This window comes from Ectopseudomonas oleovorans, assembly GCF_029845265.1.
Lineage (GTDB): Bacteria > Pseudomonadota > Gammaproteobacteria > Pseudomonadales > Pseudomonadaceae > Aquipseudomonas > Aquipseudomonas oleovorans.
Genome location: NZ_JAOCLK010000001.1, coordinates 15,455 through 38,265, shown reverse-complemented (window position 1 = coordinate 38,265; position 22,811 = coordinate 15,455). Strand labels below are relative to the sequence as shown.

The 22,811-nt window shown below is 64.5% G+C and carries 19 protein-coding genes, 1 tRNA gene and 3 pseudogenes; 13 read left to right on the top strand and 10 right to left on the bottom strand.

The window, feature by feature from the left end; genetic code table 11:
• The gene (locus N5J71_RS00210) at positions 1–894 is read left to right on the top strand and encodes a DMT family transporter (RefSeq protein ID WP_108234213.1); all 894 of its coding nucleotides are present in this window, start codon (positions 1–3) and stop codon (positions 892–894) included.
• 151 nt (positions 895–1,045) lie between these two features.
• On the opposite strand, the gene mnmC is transcribed toward N5J71_RS00210, so the two are convergent.
• On the bottom strand, positions 1,046–3,022 hold the full coding sequence (gene mnmC / locus N5J71_RS00205; protein ID WP_074856296.1) for a bifunctional tRNA (5-methylaminomethyl-2-thiouridine)(34)-methyltransferase MnmC2/FAD-dependent 5-carboxymethylaminomethyl-2-thiouridine(34) oxidoreductase MnmC1: 1,977 nt from the start codon (positions 3,020–3,022) through the stop codon (positions 1,046–1,048).
• 134 nt (positions 3,023–3,156) lie between these two features.
• Between mnmC and pap the strand changes: the two genes are divergently transcribed.
• From pap to N5J71_RS00190, 3 genes and pseudogenes are all read left to right on the top strand, one after another.
• Positions 3,157–4,644, top strand: a complete 1,488-nt coding sequence (gene pap, locus N5J71_RS00200; protein WP_279533664.1) for a polyphosphate:AMP phosphotransferase — start codon at positions 3,157–3,159, stop codon at positions 4,642–4,644.
• Positions 4,645–4,835: 191 nt separating this feature from the next.
• On the top strand, positions 4,836–5,456 hold the full coding sequence (locus N5J71_RS00195) for a LysE family translocator (RefSeq protein WP_003462333.1): 621 nt from the start codon (positions 4,836–4,838) through the stop codon (positions 5,454–5,456).
• Between the two features lie 237 nt (positions 5,457–5,693).
• Positions 5,694–6,289, top strand: a pseudogene (locus N5J71_RS00190) (LysR family transcriptional regulator); the annotation flags it as partial.
• Here the strand turns inward: N5J71_RS00190 and phnE are convergent.
• The 4 genes from phnE to N5J71_RS00170 are packed head-to-tail and all read right to left on the bottom strand — an operon-like array spanning position 6,280 to position 9,507.
• Positions 6,280–7,041, bottom strand: coding sequence for a phosphonate ABC transporter, permease protein PhnE (gene phnE / locus N5J71_RS00185; RefSeq protein WP_279916033.1), 762 nt, complete (start codon positions 7,039–7,041; stop codon positions 6,280–6,282). The pseudogene N5J71_RS00190 and the gene phnE overlap by 10 nt on opposite strands.
• Positions 7,038–7,865 (bottom strand): PhnE/PtxC family ABC transporter permease, encoded by an 828-nt coding sequence (locus tag N5J71_RS00180; RefSeq protein ID WP_279916032.1) that lies wholly within the window; start codon positions 7,863–7,865, stop codon positions 7,038–7,040. The genes phnE and N5J71_RS00180 overlap by 4 nt, the downstream gene beginning before the upstream one ends.
• A complete protein-coding gene (locus N5J71_RS00175) occupies positions 7,859–8,659 on the bottom strand; it encodes a phosphonate ABC transporter ATP-binding protein (RefSeq protein WP_003462327.1) in 801 nt (266 codons plus the stop codon). Before N5J71_RS00175 ends, N5J71_RS00180 begins: the two co-directional genes overlap by 7 nt.
• Positions 8,656–9,507: a putative selenate ABC transporter substrate-binding protein gene (locus N5J71_RS00170; protein WP_074856304.1), complete on the bottom strand. Its 852-nt coding sequence runs from the start codon at positions 9,505–9,507 to the stop codon at positions 8,656–8,658. Before N5J71_RS00170 ends, N5J71_RS00175 begins: the two co-directional genes overlap by 4 nt.
• Positions 9,508–9,636: 129 nt before the next feature.
• Between N5J71_RS00170 and N5J71_RS00165 the strand changes: the two genes are divergently transcribed.
• The gene (locus N5J71_RS00165) at positions 9,637–10,527 is read left to right on the top strand and encodes an NAD(P)-dependent oxidoreductase (protein ID WP_003462323.1); all 891 of its coding nucleotides are present in this window, start codon (positions 9,637–9,639) and stop codon (positions 10,525–10,527) included.
• Positions 10,524–11,309, top strand: a complete 786-nt coding sequence (locus N5J71_RS00160) for a hydroxypyruvate isomerase family protein (RefSeq protein WP_104729005.1) — start codon at positions 10,524–10,526, stop codon at positions 11,307–11,309. The genes N5J71_RS00165 and N5J71_RS00160 overlap by 4 nt, the downstream gene beginning before the upstream one ends.
• Before the next feature lie 82 nt (positions 11,310–11,391).
• Here the strand turns inward: N5J71_RS00160 and N5J71_RS00155 are convergent.
• Together N5J71_RS00155 and N5J71_RS00150 are read right to left on the bottom strand one after the other, a co-directional pair.
• Positions 11,392–13,432 (bottom strand): annotated as a pseudogene (locus N5J71_RS00155) (hypothetical protein); the annotation flags it as partial.
• A gap of 381 nt (positions 13,433–13,813) precedes the next feature.
• The gene (locus tag N5J71_RS00150; RefSeq protein ID WP_257597590.1) at positions 13,814–14,791 is read right to left on the bottom strand and encodes a zinc-dependent alcohol dehydrogenase family protein; all 978 of its coding nucleotides are present in this window, start codon (positions 14,789–14,791) and stop codon (positions 13,814–13,816) included.
• A 171-nt stretch (positions 14,792–14,962) separates the two neighbouring features.
• Here N5J71_RS00150 and N5J71_RS00145 point away from each other — a divergent pair, with 171 nt between their 5' ends.
• Complete coding sequence (locus N5J71_RS00145) at positions 14,963–15,664, top strand: substrate-binding periplasmic protein (RefSeq protein WP_084342002.1); 702 nt, start codon at positions 14,963–14,965, stop codon at positions 15,662–15,664.
• A gap of 83 nt (positions 15,665–15,747) precedes the next feature.
• Positions 15,748–16,892, top strand: a pseudogene (locus tag N5J71_RS00140) (PQQ-dependent sugar dehydrogenase).
• Positions 16,893–16,931: 39 nt separating this feature from the next.
• Here N5J71_RS00140 and N5J71_RS00135 read toward each other — a convergent pair.
• A complete protein-coding gene (locus N5J71_RS00135) occupies positions 16,932–17,123 on the bottom strand; it encodes a PFL_1563 family small protein (RefSeq protein WP_003462311.1) in 192 nt (63 codons plus the stop codon).
• A gap of 240 nt (positions 17,124–17,363) precedes the next feature.
• On the opposite strand from N5J71_RS00135, the gene N5J71_RS00130 reads away from it, so the two are divergent.
• From N5J71_RS00130 to N5J71_RS00120, 3 genes are all read left to right on the top strand, one after another.
• Positions 17,364–18,206, top strand: a complete 843-nt coding sequence (locus N5J71_RS00130) for a CvfB family protein (RefSeq protein ID WP_084342003.1) — start codon at positions 17,364–17,366, stop codon at positions 18,204–18,206.
• A 55-nt stretch (positions 18,207–18,261) separates the two neighbouring features.
• A tRNA-Thr gene (locus tag N5J71_RS00125) sits at positions 18,262–18,337 on the top strand.
• 141 nt (positions 18,338–18,478) lie between these two features.
• Positions 18,479–18,805: a hypothetical protein gene (locus N5J71_RS00120; RefSeq protein WP_075748944.1), complete on the top strand. Its 327-nt coding sequence runs from the start codon at positions 18,479–18,481 to the stop codon at positions 18,803–18,805.
• A gap of 4 nt (positions 18,806–18,809) precedes the next feature.
• Here the strand turns inward: N5J71_RS00120 and N5J71_RS00115 are convergent, their stop codons facing one another.
• Both N5J71_RS00115 and N5J71_RS00110 read right to left on the bottom strand, forming a co-directional pair.
• On the bottom strand, positions 18,810–19,856 hold the full coding sequence (locus N5J71_RS00115; protein ID WP_279916031.1) for a GGDEF domain-containing protein: 1,047 nt from the start codon (positions 19,854–19,856) through the stop codon (positions 18,810–18,812).
• A gap of 108 nt (positions 19,857–19,964) precedes the next feature.
• Positions 19,965–20,375, bottom strand: coding sequence for a GNAT family N-acetyltransferase (locus N5J71_RS00110; RefSeq protein ID WP_074856318.1), 411 nt, complete (start codon positions 20,373–20,375; stop codon positions 19,965–19,967).
• 140 nt (positions 20,376–20,515) lie between these two features.
• Here N5J71_RS00110 and N5J71_RS00105 point away from each other — a divergent pair, with 140 nt between their 5' ends.
• Positions 20,516–21,304 carry a PP2C family protein-serine/threonine phosphatase gene (locus N5J71_RS00105; protein WP_074856319.1) on the top strand — a complete coding sequence of 263 codons (789 nt, stop codon included), beginning with the start codon at positions 20,516–20,518 and terminating at the stop codon, positions 21,302–21,304.
• 16 nt (positions 21,305–21,320) lie between these two features.
• The gene (locus N5J71_RS00100; protein WP_279916030.1) at positions 21,321–22,799 is read left to right on the top strand and encodes a serine/threonine-protein kinase; all 1,479 of its coding nucleotides are present in this window, start codon (positions 21,321–21,323) and stop codon (positions 22,797–22,799) included.
• Positions 22,800–22,811 lie beyond the last annotated feature (12 nt).

The window sequence follows — 22,811 nt, the reverse complement described above, 5'->3', positions numbered from 1 at the left end:
ATGAACCTGTCGCTTTACCTGCTGACCGTACTGATCTGGGGTACGACCTGGATCGCCATCAAATTTCAGATGGGCGAGGTGGCCGTTGCCGCTTCCATCGCCTATCGCTTCGCGCTGGCCTCGGCGGTGCTGTTCGCCATGCTCTGGTTCAGCGGCCGCCTGCAACCGCTGGATCGCCGTGGCCAGGGCATCTGCCTGGTGCAGGGGCTGTGCCTGTTCTGCCTCAACTTCCTGTGTTTCTACACCGCCAGCCAGTGGATACCCAGTGGCCTGATCGCCGTGATCTTCTCCACCGCCACCCTGTGGAACGCGATCAATGCAAGGCTGTTCTTCAAGCAGCGCATTGGCGCCAACGTGCTGCTCGGTGGCGCGTTGGGGCTGGTCGGTCTGGGCTTACTGTTCAGGCCGGAGCTGGCCGGGCATGAGGCCAGCCGCGAAAGCCTGCTGGGCATCGGCCTGGCGCTGCTCGGCACGCTGTTCTTCTCTGCCGGCAATATGCTCTCCAGCCTGCAGCAGAGGGCCGGGCTCAAGCCGCTGACCACCAACGCCTGGGGCATGCTCTATGGCGCGCTGATGCTGGTGGGTATCTGCCTGGTCAGCGGCACGCCGTTCGCCTTCGAGTGGAGCGCGCACTACGTCGGCTCGTTGCTGTATCTGGCGATTCCGGGCTCGGTGATCGGCTTTACCGCCTACCTGACCCTGGTCGGGCGCATGGGCCCGGAGCGCGCGGCCTACTGCACGGTACTGTTCCCGGTGGTGGCGCTGAACATCTCGGTATTCCTTGAGGGCTACCAATGGACGGCCCCGGCGCTGCTCGGCCTGGGCCTGGTGATGCTGGGCAACGTGTTGGTGTTTCGTAAGCCGAAGCCGGTGCTTGCCGAGGCCAGGGCATAGGGGCGATCGAAATGCTGGGTGCTCGTCGTAGGGCGGGAATGCCGGCCGCGCGTAGCGAAGCGAACAGTCCGCCGATCCATGCCAAGCCTGAAAACGGCGTACTGCTAGGAGGTAGAGCGACGCAGAAAGCCAAAGCCGAGTACGCCCTACATCACTGCCTGGGTGATCCACTCCCGCGAATCAACGTGCGCAGCATGAAGCGATTGGGATGACAGGCCTCGGCCACCTCGCGTGGCACGGGCAGCGGCTCGTCCTCCAGCCAGGCGGCGATCAGCTCGCCCGACAGTGGCGCGGTGATCAAACCGCGTGAGCCGTGGCCGCTGTTGATGTACAGGCCCGGCAGCCAGGGGCAGGGTGCGTCCGGTACCTGGCGGGCATCCTTGGCCAGTACCGCATAGGTCTCGGCAAAAGCCTCGGCATCGGCCAGCGGCCCGACTATCGGCAGGTAGTCCGGGCTGGTGCAGCGGAACGCGGCGCGGCCTTCCAGCGTCGCCGGGTCGAGTGTCTGTGCGTCCAGGCGTTCGGCGAGATCCGTGGAAATTTCCCGCAGCAGCTCCAGGTTGCCGGCATGCTCGGCCACACTGGGTGTGAGCTCGTCGCTGTGGAAGTCGAAACTGGCGCCCAGGGTGTGTTCACCGTCGCGCGGCGGCGCGACATAGCCTTCGGCGCAGACCACGGTGCGCAGTTGACGGCTGAGTGAGTTGGCCGGCAGGCGGCTGATCTGCCCACGGATACGCTTGAGCGGCAGGTTCGCATCCGGCAACAGGCGGCCGATTTCGGTGGCGCAGGCCAGTACCAGCACCGGCGCCTCGACCAGTGTGCCGCTCGGCCCGTCGACGCGCCAGTGGGCATCCTGCCGGCTCAGACTCAGCGCCTCCTGGTAGGGGCGCAGTTCGATCAATGGGTGTTGCACCAGTTGCCGGCACAGCGCCGGTGGGTGTACCCAGCCGGCGTCGGGGTAGAACAGACCGCCAGCCGGTAGGCCGATACCGGCCAGCGCTTCGGCCTGCTCGCGCCCAACGGAATGCAGCAGATCGGCAGAGAAGGCGGCGGCCAGCTTGCCCTGGCGCGCGGCTTCCTTGTCATCGAAGGCCAGTTGCAGCACGCCGCAGGCGTCCCAGTCGGCACCGCGCTGCAGGCGCTCGAGCAGCCGGCGGGTATGACCGAAGCCGGCGACGATCAACTGTGACAGCGCGGTGCCATGGGCCGAGAGCTTGAGGTAGAGCACGCCCTGCGGGTTGCCCGAGGCCTCGCAGGCAACCGCCGCGTGACGCTCCAGCAGGCTCACTCGCCAGCCGCGCGCGGCCAGGCTGGCGGCAGTGGCGCAGCCGGCCAGACCAGCGCCGATCACCACCGCGTGTTTTTCCTGAGCAAGGCGAGCGGGGCGGGCGAACCAGGGCTTGCCGACGGTTTGCGGCTCACCGATGAACTGCCCTTTAGCCACTTCCCATTTTTTGCCCAGGCCTGGCACGCGTGTCATCTTGAAGCCGGCTTCATTCAGTGCGCGCCGTACCCGGCCGGCGCTGGAAAATGTACCGATGGTTGTGCCGGGGGCCGACAGTCGCGCCAGTTCGGCGAACAGCTCGGGCGTCCACATTTCAGGGTTCTTCGCCGGGTTGAAGCCGTCGAGAAACCAGGCGTCGATGCGCGCATCCAACTGCGGCAATTGCGCCATCACGTCGCCGATCAACAATGTCAGCACCACCCGACCACCCGCCAACAACAGGCGCTGGAACCCGGGGTGAATGGCGCGGTACTGCGCCAGCAGTTCTGTGCTGAACGGTGCCAGCTCCGGCCACAGGGCCAGGGCGCGCTGCAGGTCGTCGTGATGCAGCGGATATTTTTCGACACTGACGAAGTGCAGACGCGCGCCAGCGGGTGCCTGCTGCTCGAACAACTGCCAGGCGCAGAGGAAATTCAGCCCGGTGCCGAAACCCGTTTCGCCGATGTTCAGGCATTCACCGTCGGCGAGAGCGGCGAAGCGCGCCGCCAGATCGTTGTTGGCGAGGAAGACGTAGCGCGTCTCTTCCAGGCCGTTTTCCTGGGAGAAATAGATGTCGCCGTAGCTGCGCGACAGAGGCTGGCCGCGCTCGTCCCAGTCGAGCTGGGCGTGATGGGTGTCTGACATGGCTGGGTTCCGCTGGGTCGTGCGGCGATTCTACCGTGCACAGGTGTCGTGGCGCTGGAACAAGGCAGCGTGTCGGCGGGCAAAGTGTTGGATGTTCCGTTAGACTGTGAAGATGACTCCAGGGAGGTTGCTTTATGTTCGAGACCGCCGAAATCGGCCGCAGTATCGACAAGGCCACGTTCGAGGCCGAAGAACCGGCGTTGCGTGAGGCGCTGCTGGAAGCGCAGTACGAGCTCAAGCAGCAGGCGCGTTTTCCGGTGATCGTATTGATCAACGGCATCGAGGGCGCCGGCAAGGGCGAGACGGTGAAACTGCTCAACGAGTGGATGGACCCACGGCTGATCCAGGTCAGCACCTTCGATATACAGACCGACGAAGAGCTGGCACGACCGCCGGCCTGGCGCTACTGGCGCCAGCTGCCGCCCAAGGGACGCATGGGCGTGTTCTTCGGCAGCTGGTACAGCCAGATGTTGCAGGGGCGGGTGCACGGCAAGTTCAAGGACGCGGTGCTGGATCAGGCCATCGACGGTGCCGAGCGTCTGGAACGCATGCTCTGCGACGAGGGCGCACTGATCTTCAAGTTCTGGTTCCACCTGTCCAAGAAACACATGAAGGCGCGCCTCGAAGCGCTCAAGGACGACCCGTTGCACAGTTGGCGCATCAGCCCGCTGGACTGGCAGCAATCGAAGACCTACGACAAGTTCGTGCGCTACGGCGAGCGCGTGCTGCGCCGCACCAGCCGCGATTACGCGCCATGGTACGTAGTCGAGGGCGTCGATCACTATTACCGCAGTCTCACCGTCGGGCGCATCCTGCTCGAAGGCTTGCAGGCGGCATTGGCCAACCCACAGCGCACCCGGCTGCAACCGCATGCCGCGCCGCTGGTTTCCAGTCTGGACAATCGCGGTTTGCTGGCCAGCCTGGACATGACCCAGGCACTGAGCAAGGACGAGTACAAGGAACAGCTGACCACCGAGCAGGCGCGCCTATCGGGTCTGATGCGCGACAAGCGCATGCGCAAGCACGCCCTGATCGCGGCATTCGAGGGTAACGATGCCGCTGGCAAGGGAGGTGCCATCCGCCGCGTCACCGGCGCCCTCGATCCGCGTCAGTACCGCATCGTGCCGGTGGCGGCGCCGACCGAGGAAGAACGTGCCCAGCCCTATCTGTGGCGCTTCTGGCGACACATTCCGGCACGCGGCAAGTTCACCATCTTCGACCGCAGCTGGTATGGCCGTGTGCTGGTGGAGCGGGTCGAGGGCTTCTGCAGCCAGGCCGACTGGCTGCGCGCCTACGGCGAGATCAACGATTTCGAGGAGGAGCTGACCAACGCCGGGGTGATCCTGGTGAAGTTCTGGCTGGCCATCGATAAGCAGACGCAGCTGAAGCGTTTCAAGGAGCGCGAGCAGATCCCCTTCAAGCGCTTCAAGATCACCGAAGAGGATTGGCGCAACCGTGAAAAGTGGGACGACTACGTCGATGCGGTAGGCGACATGGTCGACCGTACCAGCACCGAGATCGCGCCCTGGACGCTGATCGAGGCCAATGACAAGCGCTTCGCCCGGGTCAAGGTACTGCGCACCATCAACGAGGCCATCGAGGCGGCGTTCGCCAAGGATTGAAGCGTTAATCGCGGCTGAAGCGGAATGCCGCCCAGCCGCTCCTACGGTGCGGTGAATACCGTAGGAGCGGTTTCAGCCGCGATTCGCACCGGGTGGTTTACCGGTAGTTGGCGGTGCGCGTGGCGCACCCTACGGTTTGAACGGTGCGCTGTTTATACTTGCGCTCTGTCCTTCGACTGGAGTGCCTGACGATGCCCTTTGCCGAAAACCTGATCGCCTTCACCCTGGCGGCCACGCTGCTGACCCTGACGCCGGGGATCGACACGGCGCTGGTGCTGCGTACCGCGGCGGTCGAGGGCCGGCAGCAGGCGTTTCGCGCGGCGCTGGGCATCAATGCCGGCTGCCTGCTCTGGGGCGCGGCGGTGGCCTTCGGCCTCGGCGCGCTGCTGGCGGTTTCCGAATTCGGCTACAACCTGCTCAAGTATTGCGGTGCGGCCTATCTGGCCTGGCTCGGGCTGAATATGCTGCTGCGCCCGCGTACCTCGCTGGCGCCCGCGCAGGCGAGCGGCACACCCGATGCCAACTGGTTCCTGCGCGGTCTGCTGGGCAACGTGCTCAACCCCAAGGTGGGGATTTTCTATGTGTCCTTCCTGCCGCAGTTCATCCCGCAGGGCCAGTCACTGATTGCCTGGACGTTCGGCCTGGTCGGCATTCACGTGGCGCTCAGCCTGGTCTGGGCGCTGTTGCTGATCGGCGCCACTCAGCCGCTCGGTCACTGGTTGCGGCGCGAGGTGGTGATCAAGTGGATGGATCGCAGCACGGGGCTGATCTTCGTTCTGTTCGCCGCGCGTCTGGCATTGAGCCGGCGCTGAGTCCTGGCGCCGCTTCTGCTTGGGTTACTCTGTGTCGATGCAATAGAAAGGGCTATGTCTGCGTTAGCTGTTGCCAAGCGGTTCTAGGAAGGCTCTGAGCCTTGTAGGGTGGGCTTTAGCCCACGCTGACCGCAGTTGGTGGGCTGAAGCGGAGCGCCGCCCGGCCCACCCTACGGGCTTTTGTACCAACGCCCAACACTTAACGCAGACATAGCCATAGAAAACCAGGCGGTGACGATGGCTCGGTTTCAGGAAATGAGGGTGCTACTGGCAGTGACCGAGGCCGAGAGCTTCGCCGGCGGCGCCAAGCTGCTGGGCATTTCGCCGCCCAGCGTCACTCGCGCCATCGCCGCGCTGGAGGCACGCCTCGGCACGCTGCTGCTGCCCGCAGCACGCGCAGCCTGCGCCTGACCGAGGCTGGTCAGCGCTACGTCGAAGACTGCCGGCGCATCCTGCTGGAGCTGGAGGAGGCCGAGGAACTGGCCGCCGGTGGCAGCGTGCGCCCGCGTGGACGACTCACCGTGACCGCGCCGGTGATGTTCGGCGAGCTGTACCTGATTCCGCGCATCGCCCAGTATCTCGACACCCACCCGGACGTGGAGGTCAATGCGCTGCTGGTCGACCGCGTGGTGAACATGATGGAGGAGGGCATCGACGTGGCCGTGCGCATCGGCTCGCTGCCCGAGGGCGATCACCCGGCGTTGCAGGTCGGGCAGATTCGTCCGGTGGTGTGCGCCTCGCCAGATTTTCTCGACCGCGTCGGGCGCCCGCGCCACCCGGATGAGTTGCGCGATAAGCAAAATATCCATATCGCGCTGCCGGCTCAGCTCACCCAGCGCTGCCGCGCCCAGCCACTCAAGCCATCCACCGCCAGCACCAGCACCAGCATGGCCAGGATCACTGTGGCCGCCTGCGCTTCCTGAAACAGGCTGAGGCTCATGTAGAGCATCTGCCCCAGACCGCCGGCACCGACGAAACCGAGCACGCTGGCTATGCGGATATTGTTCTCCCAGCGGTACAGGCTGTAGGCCACCAGTTGCGGCCAGACGCCGGGCAGGGTGCCGTAGCAGAAGGCGACGATACGGCCACCGCCGCTTTCGCGGATGGCATCGGCCGGCTCGCGCGGAGTGTTTTCCAGCGCTTCGGCGAACAGCCGGCCGAGCACGCCAGCGGTGTGCAGCGCCAGGGCCAGGGTGCCGGCGTTGGGGCCGAGGCCGGCGGCCAGCACCATCAGCGCGGCCCAGACCAGTTCGGGAATGGCACGCAGGGCATTGAGCAGCAGGCGTGTGGCGTGCAGGGCGGCGCCGCCGAAGCGCCCGGCGGCCGGCAGTGCCAGGGCCAGGCCGAGCAGGGCGGCGAGCAGAGTGCCGATGGCGGACATGGCCAGGGTTTCCAGCGCGCCACGGCCGATGGCCTGCAGGTGTGCGCTGGAGAAGTCCGGTTGCAGGAAACCGCTGGCGTACTGGCCCATCTGCGCCAGGCTGTCGCCGGCGACCAGGGCGCCGAGGTCGATGCCCAGATAGACGAACGATGCGATCACCGCACCGAGAATGGCGGCAAGCAGGATCAGGTTGCCGGCTCTCATGTCAGCCTCGCGCGCAGCAGGCGACTGAACTGGTCGGCCAGCAGTACCAGCAAGAGGAAGGTGAGCAGCATGCTGGCCACTTCACCGCCGGCAAACATGCGCAGCGACAGGTCGATCTGCTGGCCCAGCCCGCCGGCGCCGACGAAGCCCATCACCACCGAGGCGCGGATGGCGCACTCCCAGCGGTACACGGTGTAGGAGAGCATTTCCCCGGCGGCATTGGGCAGCACGCCGTAGGCGAAGGCGCTCAGGCGGCCGCTGCCGGCACCCAGTAGCGCGCGGGTGGGGCGGGCATCGACCGACTCGAAGATCTCTGCATATACCTTGCCGAGCATGCCGGCGTAGGTGATGGCGATGGCCAGTACCCCGGCAGTGGGGCCGAGGCCGACGGCACGGACGAACAGCAGCGCCCAGACGATCTCCGGCACGCTGCGCAGGAAGATCAGCAGGCCGCGCACCGGCCAGCGCGCCAGGTTCGCCCACCAGGTCGGGCGACCACCACGATGCACGGCTGACAGCGACAGCGCGCGGCTGGCCAGCAGCGCGGCGGGGATGGCGATCAGCAGCGCCAGGCTCATGCCGGCGGTGGCGATGGCCAGGGTTTCCAGGGCGGCGCGGCCGAGCAGGGCGAGGAACTCGCCGTCATGCGCAGGCGGCCAGAATCCGGCGAGGAAGTTGCCCATGGCGCGGGTGTTATCGCCATCGACCAGCACGGCCAGGTCCAGCTCGCTCAGGCTCAGGCCCGGCCACAACAACAGCAGCGCCAGGACGCTGATCAGCAGGCGTGGCAGGGCGGCGGGGTCGCGTGGGGCGGTGGTCAGCATCGCGGGATATGCGTCGGTTGCGGCGGCGCGGGGGAGCTGGGCGTGGCCTGCAGTTGTTCGTTGGCATACAGCGCCTGCAACTGGGCAGGTTGCACCTGCATGGTGGGCAGGTCGAAGGCGATGTGCCCGTCGCGGATGCCGATCACCCGAGGGAAGTGCGCCAGCGCCAGGTCGACGGCGTGCAGGCTGGCCAGCAGGGTCATGCCGCGCTCGGTGGCCTCGCGGTTGAGCACGGCCAGGGTGTGGCCGGCCAGCACCGGGTCCATGGCCGAGACCGGTTCGTCGGCGAGGATCAGTTCCGGCGCCTGGTACAGCACGCGGGCGATGCCGACGCGCTGCAACTGGCCACCGGAAAGCTGATCGCAGCGCTGGTAGAGCTTGTCGGCAATGTCCAGACGCGCCAGGGCGGCCTGAGCGCCGGCGGCATCCAGTGGATGCAACAGGTTGAGCAGACCCTTGGCCACTGACCACTGGCCCAGCTTGCCGGCGAGCACGGCGGTGACCACGCGCTGACGCGGTGGCAAAGGCGGTGCTTGGTGGATCAGGCCGATACGTGCACGCAGGCGCTGGCGCTGGCGGGCAGCCAGACGCCAGGGGTTGTGCTGCAGCAGGTCGATCTCACCCTGGGTGGGTTGCAGGCTGGTGGCCAGCAGGCGCAGCAGGGTGGTCTTGCCGGCGCCCGAGGGGCCGATGATGGCCACCCGTTCGCCGGGGCTGACCTGCAGATCGATATTTTCCAGCGCGACCTTGCCGTTGGCGTGGGCCAGGCCCACGCCACGCAGGGCGATGCTCACTTCAACAGGCCGGCAGCGCGAGCGGCTTCTTCGATGCCTTCGTAGTTCTCGGGCTTGGTTTCGATGAAGCGGCTGGCGGCCTGCAGATCGAGAATCGCCTTTTGCTCGGGCTTGGCCGGGTCGAGGGCGAGGAAGGCGGCCTTGATCTTCGCCTGCAGGTCGGCGTCGAGGTTGCCGCGCACGGTCCAGTTGTAGTCGTAGTAGGTCGGGGTGGTGGCGAAGACCTTGACCTTGTCAGTATCGACCTTGCCTGCGTCCACCAGCTTCTGCCACACCGAGGCGTTGAGCACGCCGGCGTCGGCCTTGCCAGCCTGCACCCAGGCGGCGGTGGCGTCGTGGGCGCCGGAATAGGCCACGCGGCTGAAGAAGTCTTCCGGCTTGATGCCGTCCTGCAGCATGAAGTAGCGCGGCATCAGGCTGCCGGAGGTGGAGGACACCGAGCCGAAGGCGAAGGTCTTGCCTTTCAGATCCTGCAGGGACTTCACCGCCGGGTCGGAGGTGATGAATTTGCTGGTGAACTCGGCGTCCTGCTCGCGCTGCACCAGCGGCACGGCGTTGCCGGTCTTCAGGCGTGCCTGGACGAAGGTGAAACCGCCCAGCCAGGCCATGTCGATACGGTCGGCGGCCAGCGCCTCGACCACCGCGGCGTAGTCGGCCACCGGCACGAACTCCACCTTCATACCCAGTTCCTGCTCCAGGTAGGCGCCCAGCGGCTTGAACTTGCGCAGCAGTTCGGTGGGAGCTTCGTCAGGGATGGCCGAGACCTTGAGGACGTCGGCGGCGTGCGCGAATACTGCAGATACGGACAGGGCGATGCCGGCGGCGAGCGCCAGGGTTTGCTTGAACATGTCGGATTCTCCGGTTCAATAGCGGGGAAGGCGCGCGCAGTATAGTGGCCGAACGACGCGCTTGCAGCACGCGCGCGCTGACTCCGGGGTTAAGATGCGCGCTGGATACGAACTGCCTGGAGTTGATCGATGACCGCAACGCTTCCCGCCCTGGCCTTCGCCGGGATTGGTCTGATGGGCCTGCCGATGACCCGCCGCCTGCTCGCCGCAGGCTACCCGCTGACCCTGTGGAACCGCACGTCGGACAAATGCGCGTCGCTGCTGGAGCAGGGCGCGCATCGCGTGGAGAACCCTGCCGAACTGTGTCGCGATGCCAATGTGGTGATGCTCTGCCTGGCCAATACCGAGGTGGTGCGTGAGGTGGTGTTCGGCCCGGGCGGGATCGTCGAGGGTGCGCGGCCGGGGCAGTTGCTGGTGGACTTTTCCAGCCTGGAGCCGGCGGCCACCCGTGAGATGGCCGCCGAGCTGGAGGCACGTACTGGCATGCGCTGGGTGGATGCGCCGGTTTCCGGTGGTACGCCGGGTGCCGAGGCCGGCACGCTGGCGATCATGGCTGGCGGCCGGGAGGAGGATGTGGAGCGTGTGCGCCCGGTGCTGGCGCATCTGGGCCAGCGCCTGACGCGCATGGGCGAGGTGGGCGCCGGGCAGGTGACCAAGGTGTGCAACCAGATGATCGTGGCCTGCAACGCGCTGGTGATCGCCGAAGTGGTGGCGCTGGCCGAGCGCTCCGGCGTCGACGCCAGCCTGATCGCCCCGGCGCTGGCCGGTGGTTTCGCCGACTCCAAGCCGCTGCAGATCCTCGCGCCACAGATGGCCGCCAGCCAGTTCGAACCGATCAAGTGGCATGTACGCACGCTGCTCAAGGACCTAGATACGGCGGTCAAACTATCCCGTGAGCAGGGCAGCGCCACGCCCATGAGCGGCTTGGCCGCGCAGTTGATGCGCCTGCACGGCAGCCAGGGCTTTCTTGAGCGCGACCCTGCCACCCTGGTGGAACTGCTGCGGGAGCAATGCCCATGAAGATCGCTGCCAACCTGTCCATGCTGTTCACCGAACTGCCGTTGCGCGAGCGCGTGCTGGCGGCGATGACGGCGGGTTTCGATGGCGTGGAAATTCAGTTTCCCTACGAGTTGCCGGCCGTCGCCCTGAAAGAAGTGCTGGAGTTGACCGCGCTGCCGCTGGTGCTGATCAACCTGCCGGCAGGCGATCTGATGAGCGGCGGCCCCGGCCTGGCCAGCGTGCCGGCGCGCCAGGACGCGTTCGACGCGGCGCTGCAGGAGGCGCTGACCTACGCCGCCATGGCGCGCCCGGCCTGCATCAATGTGCTGCCCGGCCGCCTGGCCGAAGGCGTGAGCCGCGAGCAGGCGCTGGATTGCCTGGCCGCCAACCTGCGCAAGAGCGCCGAGACCTTCGCGACGTTGGGCATCCGCGTGTTGGTGGAGGCGATTAACACGATCGATATGCCGGGTTTCCTGATCAATACGCCGGAGCATCTCGATACGCTGCTGCGCGCAGTGGATCACCCGAATCTGGCCGCACAGTACGACCTCTACCATATGGCGCGTCAGGAGCTGGACGTGGCCGCAGGAATGCGCTTGCTGGCCGGGCGCATCGGTCATGTGCAGTTCGCCGACGTGCCGGGGCGCGGCGCGCCAGGTACCGGCGAGCTGGCGTTCCCCGCGCTGCTCGGTGCTTTACGTGGCAGCGGTTACAGCGGCTGGCTGGGCGCCGAATACAAGCCGGGCGAGGAGGGCACGCAGGCCAGCCTGGGCTGGTTGGTGCAGTGGCAGCAGTGCACCTGATGCATTCGTGCAGGGGCGGGCATGCTTATGCCCGCCCTGCCTGCCGGCGTTGCGCCGGGTTCTCGTCCACGCGGGCGGGCGGCTACTTGCCGTAATCGTTGAGCGAGATCACCCGGGTCTTGCCGATGTGGTGGCGATAGATTTCGCGCAGGTACTTGATCGCCTGTTTGACGCTTTCGCGTGTCAGTCGGATGTCATTGATCGAAACGAATTTCTCCGTGTCGTGGATCAGCTCGCGCTACTTCTTCTCGTACATCGGTTTGATCGCATACCAGTTGGTGTCGAGGATCTTCGCCGGGTCTTGGTGCTCGTTGAGCATGGCGTCGAGCCTGGCCTCATCGAAGCGCTCGGCGACGATGAAGTCGAGTATGGCGTCGTCCAGGCTGTCGTCGAAGCGGTACTGGTCGCGGGCGAAGCAGCACTTGATGTAGGCGACGATCAGGGTCAGGAAGTCGTCCGATAGGCACGGGCTCTTGACGATCAGGGTGGTCAGCGAGAGGTTGGCCGAAGCGCCAATCACCAGCGCGTAGCGCTTGAGCGTGGTGTTGGGGAACAGGTTGTTGAGGTGGGTCTTGAGGCGGTTCAGATCCATGTAGGACAGCTTGTAGTCCTTGGACAGCGAGACGATGGACAGCACCGAGGAGCAGTTCTTGAAGAAATGCAGTTCGCTCAGCTCCGTAGCGTCGTAGCCACTGGATTTGTACTGCTCCAGCGCCTGGCGATAGCGCTTGGACTCGATCGGCAGCAGGCTGATGCCTTCGATGGCCTGGGTGACCTTGTTGAAGTGCGGCAGGTCGATGGAGCGGAAGAACAGGTCGTTGATGTTCAGCCGTGGCGGGCTTTGTTCCTTGTCCAGTACACGGAATTTTTCCGATAGTTGTGTGTGCTGTTCGGGCACCACGGATTCGGCGTAAGCCACGGCCACCGGGCCGGCCAGGCTCATGAACAGGTCGTTGGCGTCGAGGCGGATGGTTTCGCCGATGTCGATGCCGGCGCGGCGCAAGTAGTTCTGGTCGTAGTCGCTGGTCACCGCCTGGGCGGTGAGGATGTTGAAGATCTGCTGCGAGATGTACTGGTTGGCGTGGCGCTCCATGGCGGTCACGTCGATGTTGTGGATGCTGCCGTCACCGCTTTCCTTGGCTTAACGCATGATGTCGTTGGAGATCAGCATCATCGCGTTCCACGGGCGGATGCGGCGCATCACGTTTTCAGCGCTGTTCTGCTCGTTGTCGAAGTTGTAGGAGAAGTCCCATGCCTCGGCCAGGTACTTGCACAGCAGGCGGCCGGCATTGATATGCAGGGCTTCGGACATCTCGCTGCGCTGGTCGGAAATGTTCGGCAGGATGCAGATGCCGCTGGTGAAGATCGGTTCGAAGACGAAACCACGTTCGCGTTCGGCCTCGCCATCGTCCGGCGTCTTGCTGTCGAAGGTCTTGCTCATGTAGGCGAACTGCTGCGCCAGGCCGAACTCCGAGGCCATGCCCGAGCCGGTGCCGCCGCCGGCGCTGAAGATATAGAAGTACAGGCGCGACTGGTTGGCCTTGATCCCGCAGGAGTCGATCAGGTAGCTGTGGATGAACTTCCAGTCTTCGTTGGAGAAGCGCCGGGTGTCCTTGTTGAGGATGATCTTGGCCACGAGGATCGGCGTGTTGCCGGCACCGCCGGCATGCACCTCGGACAGGTCCATGATCTTCATCTTGCTGTAATCGTCGAGAAAACCGCTCATCTCGCCTTTGCGCGAGAAGCGGATGCGCCCGGCGATGTCCTTGTCCAGGTCGCCGAGCATCACCAGCGGCTCGATCAGGAATACCGGGCGGCGTGCGCAACAGATTGCTGCGAATCCAGCGACTGGGGCGTGAGGCCTGCTCGATGGTGGCAGTGGCTTCGCTGTGAAACTCTTCCAGATAGAACTGGCGCGCGTTGTAGACCAGGGAGGCGACGTCCAGTGCGATGTTCGAGCCGCAGCGGCCGAGGCCGATCAGGTACACAGAGGGAAACTGCTGAATGCGGCTTCACTCGCCTTCGTCCAGCGGCTCGCCCAGCGGGAACACCATGTTGCGCAGGCCATCGAGGTTATCGAGGATGCGCTTGATATCGCGTTCGGTGAAATACAGATACTGCTCGCCGCTAACGCTGTGCCCCGGCAGCGCGGGCGGCGCCAGCAGGTTGTCGGCGATATCGGCCAGGGTGGCTACCTTTGCGGGGGCTGCGGCGTTTCCATCAGTGACAGTCCGGCGAGTCAGCGGGGTATTGGCCATTGGCCATAAAATGACCAAGCCCATAGATTCTAGCGTGGGAAAAGTACTTTGCCTTATTCCCTACAGATATGAGCTGCTTTGGCTGAGCAGTTTCACGCTGCGGATAAAGCAGGCGAATGGCAGTGGCCTGCCCTGCACAGGGCGTACTCGCCGCAGGCAGTGCGCTGCGGGGGGCGGTAGGAGAGAGGGCGCCCCATGGGAACGGGGGCGCCGGGTGCACTTTGGAGGCAGGGTGCACTGTCAGTCTCAGGGCACCAGCAGAATCTTGCCGTCGCGCTCGCCGCTGGCCGCCGCCGCGACAGCGTCCTTGATGTGTGCCAGGTCATAGGTCGCCGCGACGCGGGTCTTCAGCTTGCCGCTGGCGATCAGTTGCACCAGTTCGCCGAACACCTTCATCTGCTGCGCCGGGCTGGCCTGCTGGAACCACTTGGCCAGCCAGAAACCGCGCAGGGTCACGTCACGGAACACGAAGGCGGCGGGAGAGACCTGGCAGGCCTGGCCGCTCATCATGCCGTAGTTCACCAATACGCCGCCGTTGGCCAGCACTGCGGCCAGGTTGTCGGTGCTGACGCCGCCGACCGCATCGATACCCAGGTGAACTTCGGCGCCGCCAGTCGCTGCGCGCACACGCTTGGCCAGATCCGGGCCGTCCACCAGCACCAGGTCACCGCCCTCGGCCTCGACAGCGGCAATGGCCGAATCACGGCGTACCACGTTGATGGTCTTGAAACCGCGCAGCTTGGCCAACTGAATCAGGTAGCTGCCGACGCCGGAGTTGGCGGCGTTCTGGATCACCCAGTCGCCCGGCTTGAGGTCGACAAATTCGCTGAGCAGCAGCGAGGCGGTTGGCGGGTTGACGGTAAGCATGGCCAGTTGCAGCGGGTCGGCATCCGGCAGCGGGATGAGTTTCTCTGCCGGGGCGTTCAGGGCCGTGACCCAGGTACCGCAGCCGACCGGCAGCAACACGGTCTGGCCGACCTTGAAGTTGCTGACGCCTTCACCAAGTGCCTCGACCTTGCCGACGCCTTCGTTGCCGCCCACGGCCGGCAGTGGCGGCAGCATGCCGTAGGCGCCGGTCAGGGTCAGTATGTCGGACGGGTTGATCGGTGCAGCCAATACCTTGACCCGCACCTGCCCGGCAGCGGGCTCCGGCAGTTGCAGTGGCACTGCGCTGATCACGTCTTGCGGTACCGGGCCGCGCTGTTGGTATTCGGCTTTGAGCATGGTCTTGGTCTCCTGAAGGCAGGCGCAAAATGCGTGCAGCCAGTCTAGCCTCGATAGGGCAAAGCGGAATGAATCAGCCGGCATCCACTCTGCTTATGAAGGTAGTCAGGCGTCTATGCTCTGGCGGGTCCGATAACGAGGTAGACGATGGCCAGATGGTGGCTGGGATTGATGTTGGCGTGCCTGAGCGCAACGGTTGCGGCCGAGGTGCTGCATGTCGGCTTTGGTACGCACAAGCCGCCTTATGTCTACGAAGGTGAGCCGCGCGGCCTGGAATATGAGCTGGTGGAGCGTGCTGCGCGCAATGCCGGTTTTGAGTTGACCGCCTATTACGCGCCCATGGAGCGTCTGCACCTGATGCTGCGCCGTGGTGAGATCGACGCCATCACCACCACTCATGAGCGCAGTGGCGTGCAGGCCTTCTATTCGGACGTCTACATCCATTACCAGAACGTGGCGGTGGCGCTGGCCAAGCGCGGATATCGCATCGAGCAGATCGCTGACCTCGGCCAGTACGCGGTCAGTGCCTTCCAGCGTGCACGACTGCTCATGGGCCCCGAGTTCGAGCGCATGGCCATGAACAATCCGCGTTACCGTGAGGAGGCGCTGCAGATCAATCGCAATCGCCTGCTCTACAGCGGCCGCACCGATGTGGTGGTGGGCGACAAGCGCATCATCCGCTACCTGGACCGCGAGGTGGATGATCAGGTCGACGTGACCCAGCCACTGGCCTGGTTCGATATTTTCCCACCGACGCCATACCGAGTCGGCTTCCGCCGGGACGAACAGCGTCGGCGTTTCGACGAGGGCCTTCGTATGCTCAGAGAGAGCGGCGACTACCAGCGTATCGAGCGGCGCTACCTGACGGACTGAAACCTGAGGAAACTTTTGCGGGGCTGCCACGGCTCAGGGGCTGTTGCACTATGGCCGCTTGTCTGACGCATGGAGACGCCACGATGCCGCGCCTGAAACCCCTCGCAGTCCTTGGTCTGCTCGCCCTGTTCGGTTATCAGTACAGCTTCGCCGAAGACCGCCAACTGAGCTCCGAGCTGGGGCCATTGAACGTTCACACCGTCGCCGAAGGTCTGGCCAACCCCTGGGCCGTCGCCTTTCTGCCGGATGGCAGGGTTATCTGGTCAGCGAGCGGCCAGGTGCCTTGCGTCGGGTAAGCACCGATGGGGAAGTGTCCGAGCCGCTGCGCGGCGTGCCCAAGGTCTTCGCCGTCGGCCAGGGCGGCTTGCTCGACGTGGTGCTGTCGCCTGACTTCGCCGAGGATCGCCTGGTCTATCTGGCCTACGCCGAGGAGGGCGACGGCGCCGCAGGTACGGCCGTAGGGCGCGGCAAGCTGTCGGCCGATGCCATGGCGTTGGAAGGCTTCGAGGTGATCTTCCGCCAGCAACCCAAGCTGTCCAGTGGCACGCACTTCGGCTCGCGGCTGGTGTTCGACCGCGACGGCCATCTGTTTATCGCCCTGGGCGACAACAACAATCGCCCTACCGCGCAGGACCTCGACAAGCTGCAAGGCAAGCTGGTGCGGATCTTCCCGGACGGGCGCATTCCTGAGGACAACCCCTTCACCAGCCGCGACGGCGCGCGCAAGGAAATCTGGTCCTACGGCCATCGCAATCAGCAGGGCGCGGCACTCAATCCCTGGAGTGGCCGCTTGTGGACCCATGAACACGGCCCACGTGGTGGCGACGAAATCAACATTCCCGAGGCCGGCAAGAACTACGGCTGGCCGCTGGCGACGCATGGCATCAACTATTCGATGCTGGCGATTCCCGAGGCCAAGGGCAAAACCGTGGAGGGCACCGAGCCGCCGCATCATGTCTGGGAAAAATCACCGGCCATCAGCGGCATGGCGTTCTACGATGCCGAGCGTTTCCCGGCCTGGCAGCACAACCTGTTCATCGGTGCGCTCTCCGGTCAGGCGCTGATTCGCCTGCAGCTCGACGGCGACAAGATCACCCATGAGGAGCGGTTGCTGGAATCGCTGAACGCACGGGTACGCGACGTACGGCAGGGGCCGGACGGCTATATCTATGTGCTGACGGATGCGCCGAAAGGGCAGTTGCTGCGCCTGGGGCTGGCGAGCGAATAATGAGGGAGGGGCTGGGTGCGCAATGCGCACCCGAAGCGATCACTTCTTGCTGATGGTGATCTGGCGAGTGCCGCCGTAAGTCTGGCCGCTGACGCCCTTGGCGATCTGCTGGATCTCGCCGCCGCCCTGCAGGAAGGCTGCAATCTGCGCCTCGATGGACTCGCGGGTTTCCACGGCTGGGGCGGGTTTGCTGACTTTGCTGGAGGAGGACTTCACGCGCAGGGTGGCCATGACCTTGATCTCTTTCAGAAGGGCGGCCGGCCATTATGCCTCAATCAGCTCCTTTCTGCTTGGTTAATCGCTCTGGTGAATAGCATAAGGCTGCGCCTGGCCAGCTTTTCGCGGCAACTTATGGCTTGTTTCCCAGCCACTTACACCACCATTCGACCGGTCGTCGATTCGCTACGACGCCGGCCCGGTCGCGGATTAACTCGGGTAGAATGGCCGGCTGTTTTGGTGAGGTGAAACGCGATGGCCTTGATTGGGCGGATGAATTCTTTGCAGGTGGTCAAGCACACCGACTTCGGTCTGTATCTGGACGGTGGTGCGGACGGCGAAATCCTCCTGCCCAAGCGCTACATCCCCAAGGACACGCCGAGCGAAGTCGAGGACTGGCTCAACGTGTTCCTCTACCTCGACAGCGAAGACAAGCTGATCGCCACCACCTTAAAACCGAAGATCCAGCTCGGTGAGTTCGCCAGCCTCAAGGTGGTGGACATCAACCGCGTCGGCCTGTTCTTCGACTGGGGCCTGCCCAAGGACCTGCTGCTGCCGCATTCCGAAGAGAAGCGCCCCCTGCAGATCGGCGACTACTGCGTGATCTACCTCTATCTGGACAAACGCACCCGCCGCCTCACCGCCACCGCGCGCCTGGATCGTCACCTGGATAAAGTGCCGGCCAACTACCAGGTCGGCCAGGAGGTCGACCTACTGGTGGTCGAGCGTACTGATCTCGGCTTCAAGGCCATCATCGACGGCAAGCACTGGGGCCTGATCCACAAGAACGAGCTGTTCAAGTTCATCCGCAGCGGCATGCGCGAGAAGGGCTACATCAAAGAGCTGCGCGCCGACGGCAAGATCAGCCTGAGCCTGCAGCCCATCGGTCATGAAGCCGCCAGTGGCCTGGCCGAGCAGATCATCGAACGCCTGCGTGCGCAGGGCGGCGTGTTGGCGCTGGGTGACAAGAGCCCGCCGGAACTGATCTCCGAGCATTTCCGGGTCAGCAAGGGCAACTTCAAGAAGGCCATCGGTGGCCTCTACAAGCAGGGGCTGATCCGCATCCACGACGACCGCATCGAACTACTCGACAGCTGATGCTCCAGCGACTTGAGCGCGAGCGTGGCAACTCGCATAATGCCGACGTTTTCCCGCCGGTGTAGCTCAGTCGGTAGAGCAGCGCACTCGTAACGCGAAGGTCGTAGGTTCGATTCCTATCTCCGGCACCATTTCCAGCAAAGGGTCAGCTTCGGCTGACCCTTTGTCGTATCAGTGCTGAAAATTCCCTCGCGTTGCTGTCAAAGCCGGTGTGATGATGATTTTCGGCTCAGGCGCGTGACGTCTGGCCCTGACTCAGATGGGAGTTGCTCATGTTCATTCGTTCCCTCGTATTGATCCTGGCGACGGCGTTCGTCAGCGCTGCGTTCGCTGATCAGCCGCAGACCATTCGGGTCATTCCCAAGAGCTACGTCAGCCCCGGTGCCAGTGGCAGCGTCTCGGGCTCGTCCAGTTATCAGCAGCACAATCTCTACGGCGGTCAGCGTTTGCCGCAGGGCAGCGTGCGTCAGGAAAACAGTTATGGCAGCTATTCCAGCGAAAGCCGTGGGGGCATCCGCCAGAGCACCGAATACCCGGGCGGGCTGATCATTGAGCGTCAGCCAGGCAGTGGCAGTTATCAGCAGCAGCGTAGCCGCTGACGCCTCAGTGGCTGGTGGCAGCCTTGCTCTGACCGTTTGGCGCGTCGGCGATCACCGCGCGATTGCGTCCCTCGCTCTTGGCGCGGTACAGGCATTCATCGGCGCGCTGCAGCCAGTTTTCCCAATGCTCGCCGCTATGCAGAATGGCGCCGCCGATGGAGACGGTGACCGCGCCGCCCGGGCTCTGCAGTTCACTGGCGACCTTGTCCAGCAGATGCCGTGCGGCAGTGCGCAGACCCTCTGTGTCGGTGTTGGGCAGCAAGAGCAGAAATTCTTCACCACCGAAGCGAAACAGGCGGTCTTCCTTGCGCGAGCAGCGCATGATCAGTTCAACGAAGGCCACCAGTACCTGGTCGCCGACATGATGGCCAAAGCGGTCGTTGATCTGTTTGAAGTGATCCAGATCCATCACCAGCAAGCCGTAGCTGTCGCTGTGGCGGCGATGGCTGGCCATGGCAATCTTCAATTCTTCGTTCATCGCCCGGCGGTTGCGCGCGCCGGTCAGCGGATCATGAATGGCCAGTGATTGCAGCTGGTCGCGCTGGTTGCGGGTGCGGAAGGCGAAGATGAAGCTGAGCACGCTGGCCATCATGCAGGTGACCAGGAACGACACCATCTGGTAGTGGCTTTCGAACACGCTGCCGGGTATCAGCAGAGCATGGCTGGTCAGGCTGCCCAGAACCAGCGAACTGGCGAGCAAGGCCTTGCCAGGGGTGACCATGAAGAAGTTGAACAGGATCAGCGGATAGATCCAGAACAGGCCATTGACCCCCAGATTGATGACGATCAGCGTGGCGGCGATAGAGAACACGGCTGCCAGGAAAATGCCAGGTTTGACCGTATCCCGGGTGAGCCAGGCATAGCGCACGGCAAAGAGCGTGGACAGGACGATGATGGTGTCGGCGATACCGACCAGGTAGTTGCCTTCCAGCAGGCGGTAGACGGCATAGGGCGAGATGCCGATCACGCCGAAAAGTCCCATCAGGGTGATGATCGACAGCTGAAAGTCATTGCGCAGGCGTTTGAGCAGGCGAGCGGTCTGGGTCGGCATGGCATTACTTTTCGTTGTTATGACGCAAGCATGCAGAGCATGGACCGCTAATGGCAAGGGGCATTCCTGGGCAAAGTGCCAGTATTTTCGCCCAGACCGACAGGCTGCTCAGTGGATGCGCAGCGAGGCAAGCGATTTGTTGCGCTGATAGCGGGTCAGCCGCACGGCCAGCTCGGTCGGCAGGCCTTGACAGTCCTCGAAGCCCAGGCGCTGATAGAAGCTGCGCAGCTCGGGATGACAGAACAGCCAGACTGGCTCGGGATGTAGCGCCAGGCTGTGACTGAGCAATGCCGCTGCCACGCCTTGGCGCCGCAGCGCGGGGGCGACGAACAGGCCAGTCAGCCACTCTCCTCCCGCTACAGGGCGAAGGCTCAGGGTTGCGACGATCTCGCTGGCGTTTTCCGCCACCCACAGTTCATCCCCCGCCTGGCTGCGCATCGGCGAGCGGTGGTCGCGGTAGAACTTGTCGACCAGAGGTCGCAACTGCAGGGGCAAGCGGCGAAAACGCGGTGAGGTCATGGGTTCAGGTGGCGGATCTGGCGGCTTATTTAACCATCGTATTTTGGTTAACGGTTGCGCATTTACGGCCTTGCGGGCGGTGACAGCCCGTTCGTGGCGCCGCATCATGGGCAATCGCATTTTGCTCAAGGATTCGCCGCGTGTCTCAGCCTTCCCCTGTATCCGTGGTCTTCGCTGCGCAGAGCGTTGCCGGCCAGGTACGCACGCATAACGAGGATGCCCTGGCCTGCCGTCCCGATCTGGGGCTGTGGGCGCTGGCCGATGGCATGGGCGGGCACGCGCGTGGCGAGGTGGCCAGTGCCCTGGCGCTGGAGGAACTGGTGGGCGCCCTGCAACAGGGCGAGGAGCTATTTGCAGCGGTGCATGCAGCCCACCTGGCTATCGCCGCGGCGGCGCAACCTGTTGCGGGCGAGGCGGGTATGGGCAGTACGCTGGTTGCCGTGCGCCTGAACGGGGATGAGTTCGAGCTGGCCTGGGTTGGTGACAGCCGCGCCTATCGCATCGGCAGTGAACATATCGAGCAGCTCAGTCACGACCACAGCTGGGTCCAGGCCATGGTCGACGTTGGCCGGATGAGCGCCGAGGAGGCGCGTGAGCACCCGCGCCGCAACGTGATTCTGCAGTGCCTGGGGCAGGTCGGGCAGGCGCCTGAAGTCGGTCTGCTGCGCGTCCGACTGGCGCCGGACGAATTGCTGCTGCTGTGCAGCGACGGGCTGACCAGCGAGCTGGACGACGCTGCCATCCAGCGCTGTTGCGCTGAGGCGGCCACGCTCGAAATGATGGTCGAGCAACTGGTGGGGCTGGCCAATAGCCATGGCGGCAGAGACAATATCAGCTGTATCGTCCTGGGCCTTGGCCCGGCTGCCGAACCCCGTGAAGCGTCGCCCCCCGGTCTGCTGCGCAAGCTGTTCAAATCCCTTCAACCCTGAGCGCCAGTCGAGCCGCATGAGTCAGCCTTCCATCAGCGTACCCGGTTACAGCATTCATCACCGCCTGGGCAAAGGCGGCATGGCCGAGGTCTATCTGGCTACCGAGCAGGCGCTGCAGCGCCAGGTGGCGCTCAAGGTGCTGTTGCATCGCGAGGACGCAGCCTTCACTCAGCGCTTCATCAAGGAAGGCCATACCGTCGCCTCCCTGCAGCATCCTTCGATCATCACCATCTACCGCATCGACCAACTCGACGATGGTCGCCATTTTCTCGCCATGGAGTACCTGGCAGGTGGTGATCTGGCCCAGTACAAGGGCCAGCGCCTGGAGCCGGCGCGTGCATTGCGCATCGTCCGGCAGATCGCCAGCGCCCTGGCGCTGGTGCACGACAAGGGCCTGGTGCACCGCGATATCAAGCCCGGCAACATCCTGTTTCGCGACGATGGCACTGCGGTGCTCAGCGATTTTGGCGTGGCCAAGGAGCTGCAGCTCGACAGCGAACTGACCCAGTCGGGCATAGCCGTCGGCAGCCCGGCCTACAGCAGCCCCGAGCAGGCGCAGTGTCAGGCGCTGGACGCACGCAGCGACATCTACAGCCTGGGCGTGATCCTGCTGGAGATGCTCAGCGGGCATAACCCCTTTCGCGGCAGTAACTACACCCAGACCCTGATGAACCAATTGCAGCTACAGGCGCCGCCGCTTCCGGAGTCGCTGGGCGAGCTGCAGTGGCTACTCGACCGCATGCTGGCCAAGGACCCGGAAGATCGCTTCGCCGACTGCCACGTGCTGCTGGCCAGCCTCGATGAGCTGCAGGACGCCGATCAGGACCAGACCCGTCTTAGCCCGGGCGTCAGCCTGCCGCCTCGTCCACCCCGGCGGCGCTGGCTGCCCTGGGCCGTGCTCGGCCTGCTATTGCTAGCTGTGAGTAGCGCAGGTGGCTACTACTGGCAGCTGCAGCAGCGCATCGCCGGGTTGCTCGCGCTGGCTGAAACGCGTTTGAGCGAGGGGCACCTGCTGACCCCGGCGCAAGACAACGCCGACTATTACTTTCGCCAGGCGCTGGCCCTGGACGAGGACAACGCCCAGGCCAGCGATGGCCTGCAGCGCGTGCTGCAGGCGCGTATCCAGCAGTATCTCGACCTGGCCGAGCAACGCCTCGGCGAGGGCTTGCTGATCCTGCCCGAGGACGACAGTGCGGTGTATTACTTTCGCCAGGTGCTTGGCTGGGAGCCCGACAACCTGCTGGCCCGGGCTGGCATCAATCGCGTGGCGCAGCGTTTTATCGAGCAGAGTGAGGCGGCGTATGCCCGGCGCGAGTACAACCTGGCGCTTGAGCAGATCAAGCAGGGTCTCGAGGCAGAACCCGACAACGAACGGCTGCTGGCCCTTTATGACAGCCACGAGCAGCGCGTGCGGCAGGCGGCGAGCCGCCCACGCAGCGCTCAGCCGGCCCAGCAGAACCCGATCAAGCGCTTGCTGAACAATCTATTCGACTGACCCGAGGCGACC

What these genes read in the sequence shown, in the direction of transcription:
- N5J71_RS00210 (WP_108234213.1), top strand. Translation starts at nt 1, where the DNA reads ATGAACCTGTCGCTTTACCTGCTGACCGTACTGATCTGGGGTACGACC.
- mnmC (WP_074856296.1), bottom strand. Translation starts at nt 3,022, where the DNA reads ATGTCAGACACCCATCACGCCCAGCTCGACTGGGACGAGCGCGGCCAG.
- pap (WP_279533664.1), top strand. Translation starts at nt 3,157, where the DNA reads ATGTTCGAGACCGCCGAAATCGGCCGCAGTATCGACAAGGCCACGTTC.
- N5J71_RS00195 (WP_003462333.1), top strand. Translation starts at nt 4,836, where the DNA reads ATGCCCTTTGCCGAAAACCTGATCGCCTTCACCCTGGCGGCCACGCTG.
- phnE (WP_279916033.1), bottom strand. Translation starts at nt 7,041, where the DNA reads ATGAGAGCCGGCAACCTGATCCTGCTTGCCGCCATTCTCGGTGCGGTG.
- N5J71_RS00180 (WP_279916032.1), bottom strand. Translation starts at nt 7,865, where the DNA reads ATGCTGACCACCGCCCCACGCGACCCCGCCGCCCTGCCACGCCTGCTG.
- N5J71_RS00170 (WP_074856304.1), bottom strand. Translation starts at nt 9,507, where the DNA reads ATGTTCAAGCAAACCCTGGCGCTCGCCGCCGGCATCGCCCTGTCCGTA.
- N5J71_RS00165 (WP_003462323.1), top strand. Translation starts at nt 9,637, where the DNA reads ATGACCGCAACGCTTCCCGCCCTGGCCTTCGCCGGGATTGGTCTGATG.
- N5J71_RS00160 (WP_104729005.1), top strand. Translation starts at nt 10,524, where the DNA reads ATGAAGATCGCTGCCAACCTGTCCATGCTGTTCACCGAACTGCCGTTG.
- N5J71_RS00150 (WP_257597590.1), bottom strand. Translation starts at nt 14,791, where the DNA reads ATGCTCAAAGCCGAATACCAACAGCGCGGCCCGGTACCGCAAGACGTG.
- N5J71_RS00145 (WP_084342002.1), top strand. Translation starts at nt 14,963, where the DNA reads ATGTTGGCGTGCCTGAGCGCAACGGTTGCGGCCGAGGTGCTGCATGTC.
- N5J71_RS00135 (WP_003462311.1), bottom strand. Translation starts at nt 17,123, where the DNA reads ATGGCCACCCTGCGCGTGAAGTCCTCCTCCAGCAAAGTCAGCAAACCC.
- N5J71_RS00130 (WP_084342003.1), top strand. Translation starts at nt 17,364, where the DNA reads ATGGCCTTGATTGGGCGGATGAATTCTTTGCAGGTGGTCAAGCACACC.
- N5J71_RS00120 (WP_075748944.1), top strand. Translation starts at nt 18,479, where the DNA reads ATGTTCATTCGTTCCCTCGTATTGATCCTGGCGACGGCGTTCGTCAGC.
- N5J71_RS00115 (WP_279916031.1), bottom strand. Translation starts at nt 19,856, where the DNA reads ATGCCGACCCAGACCGCTCGCCTGCTCAAACGCCTGCGCAATGACTTT.
- N5J71_RS00110 (WP_074856318.1), bottom strand. Translation starts at nt 20,375, where the DNA reads ATGACCTCACCGCGTTTTCGCCGCTTGCCCCTGCAGTTGCGACCTCTG.
- N5J71_RS00100 (WP_279916030.1), top strand. Translation starts at nt 21,321, where the DNA reads ATGAGTCAGCCTTCCATCAGCGTACCCGGTTACAGCATTCATCACCGC.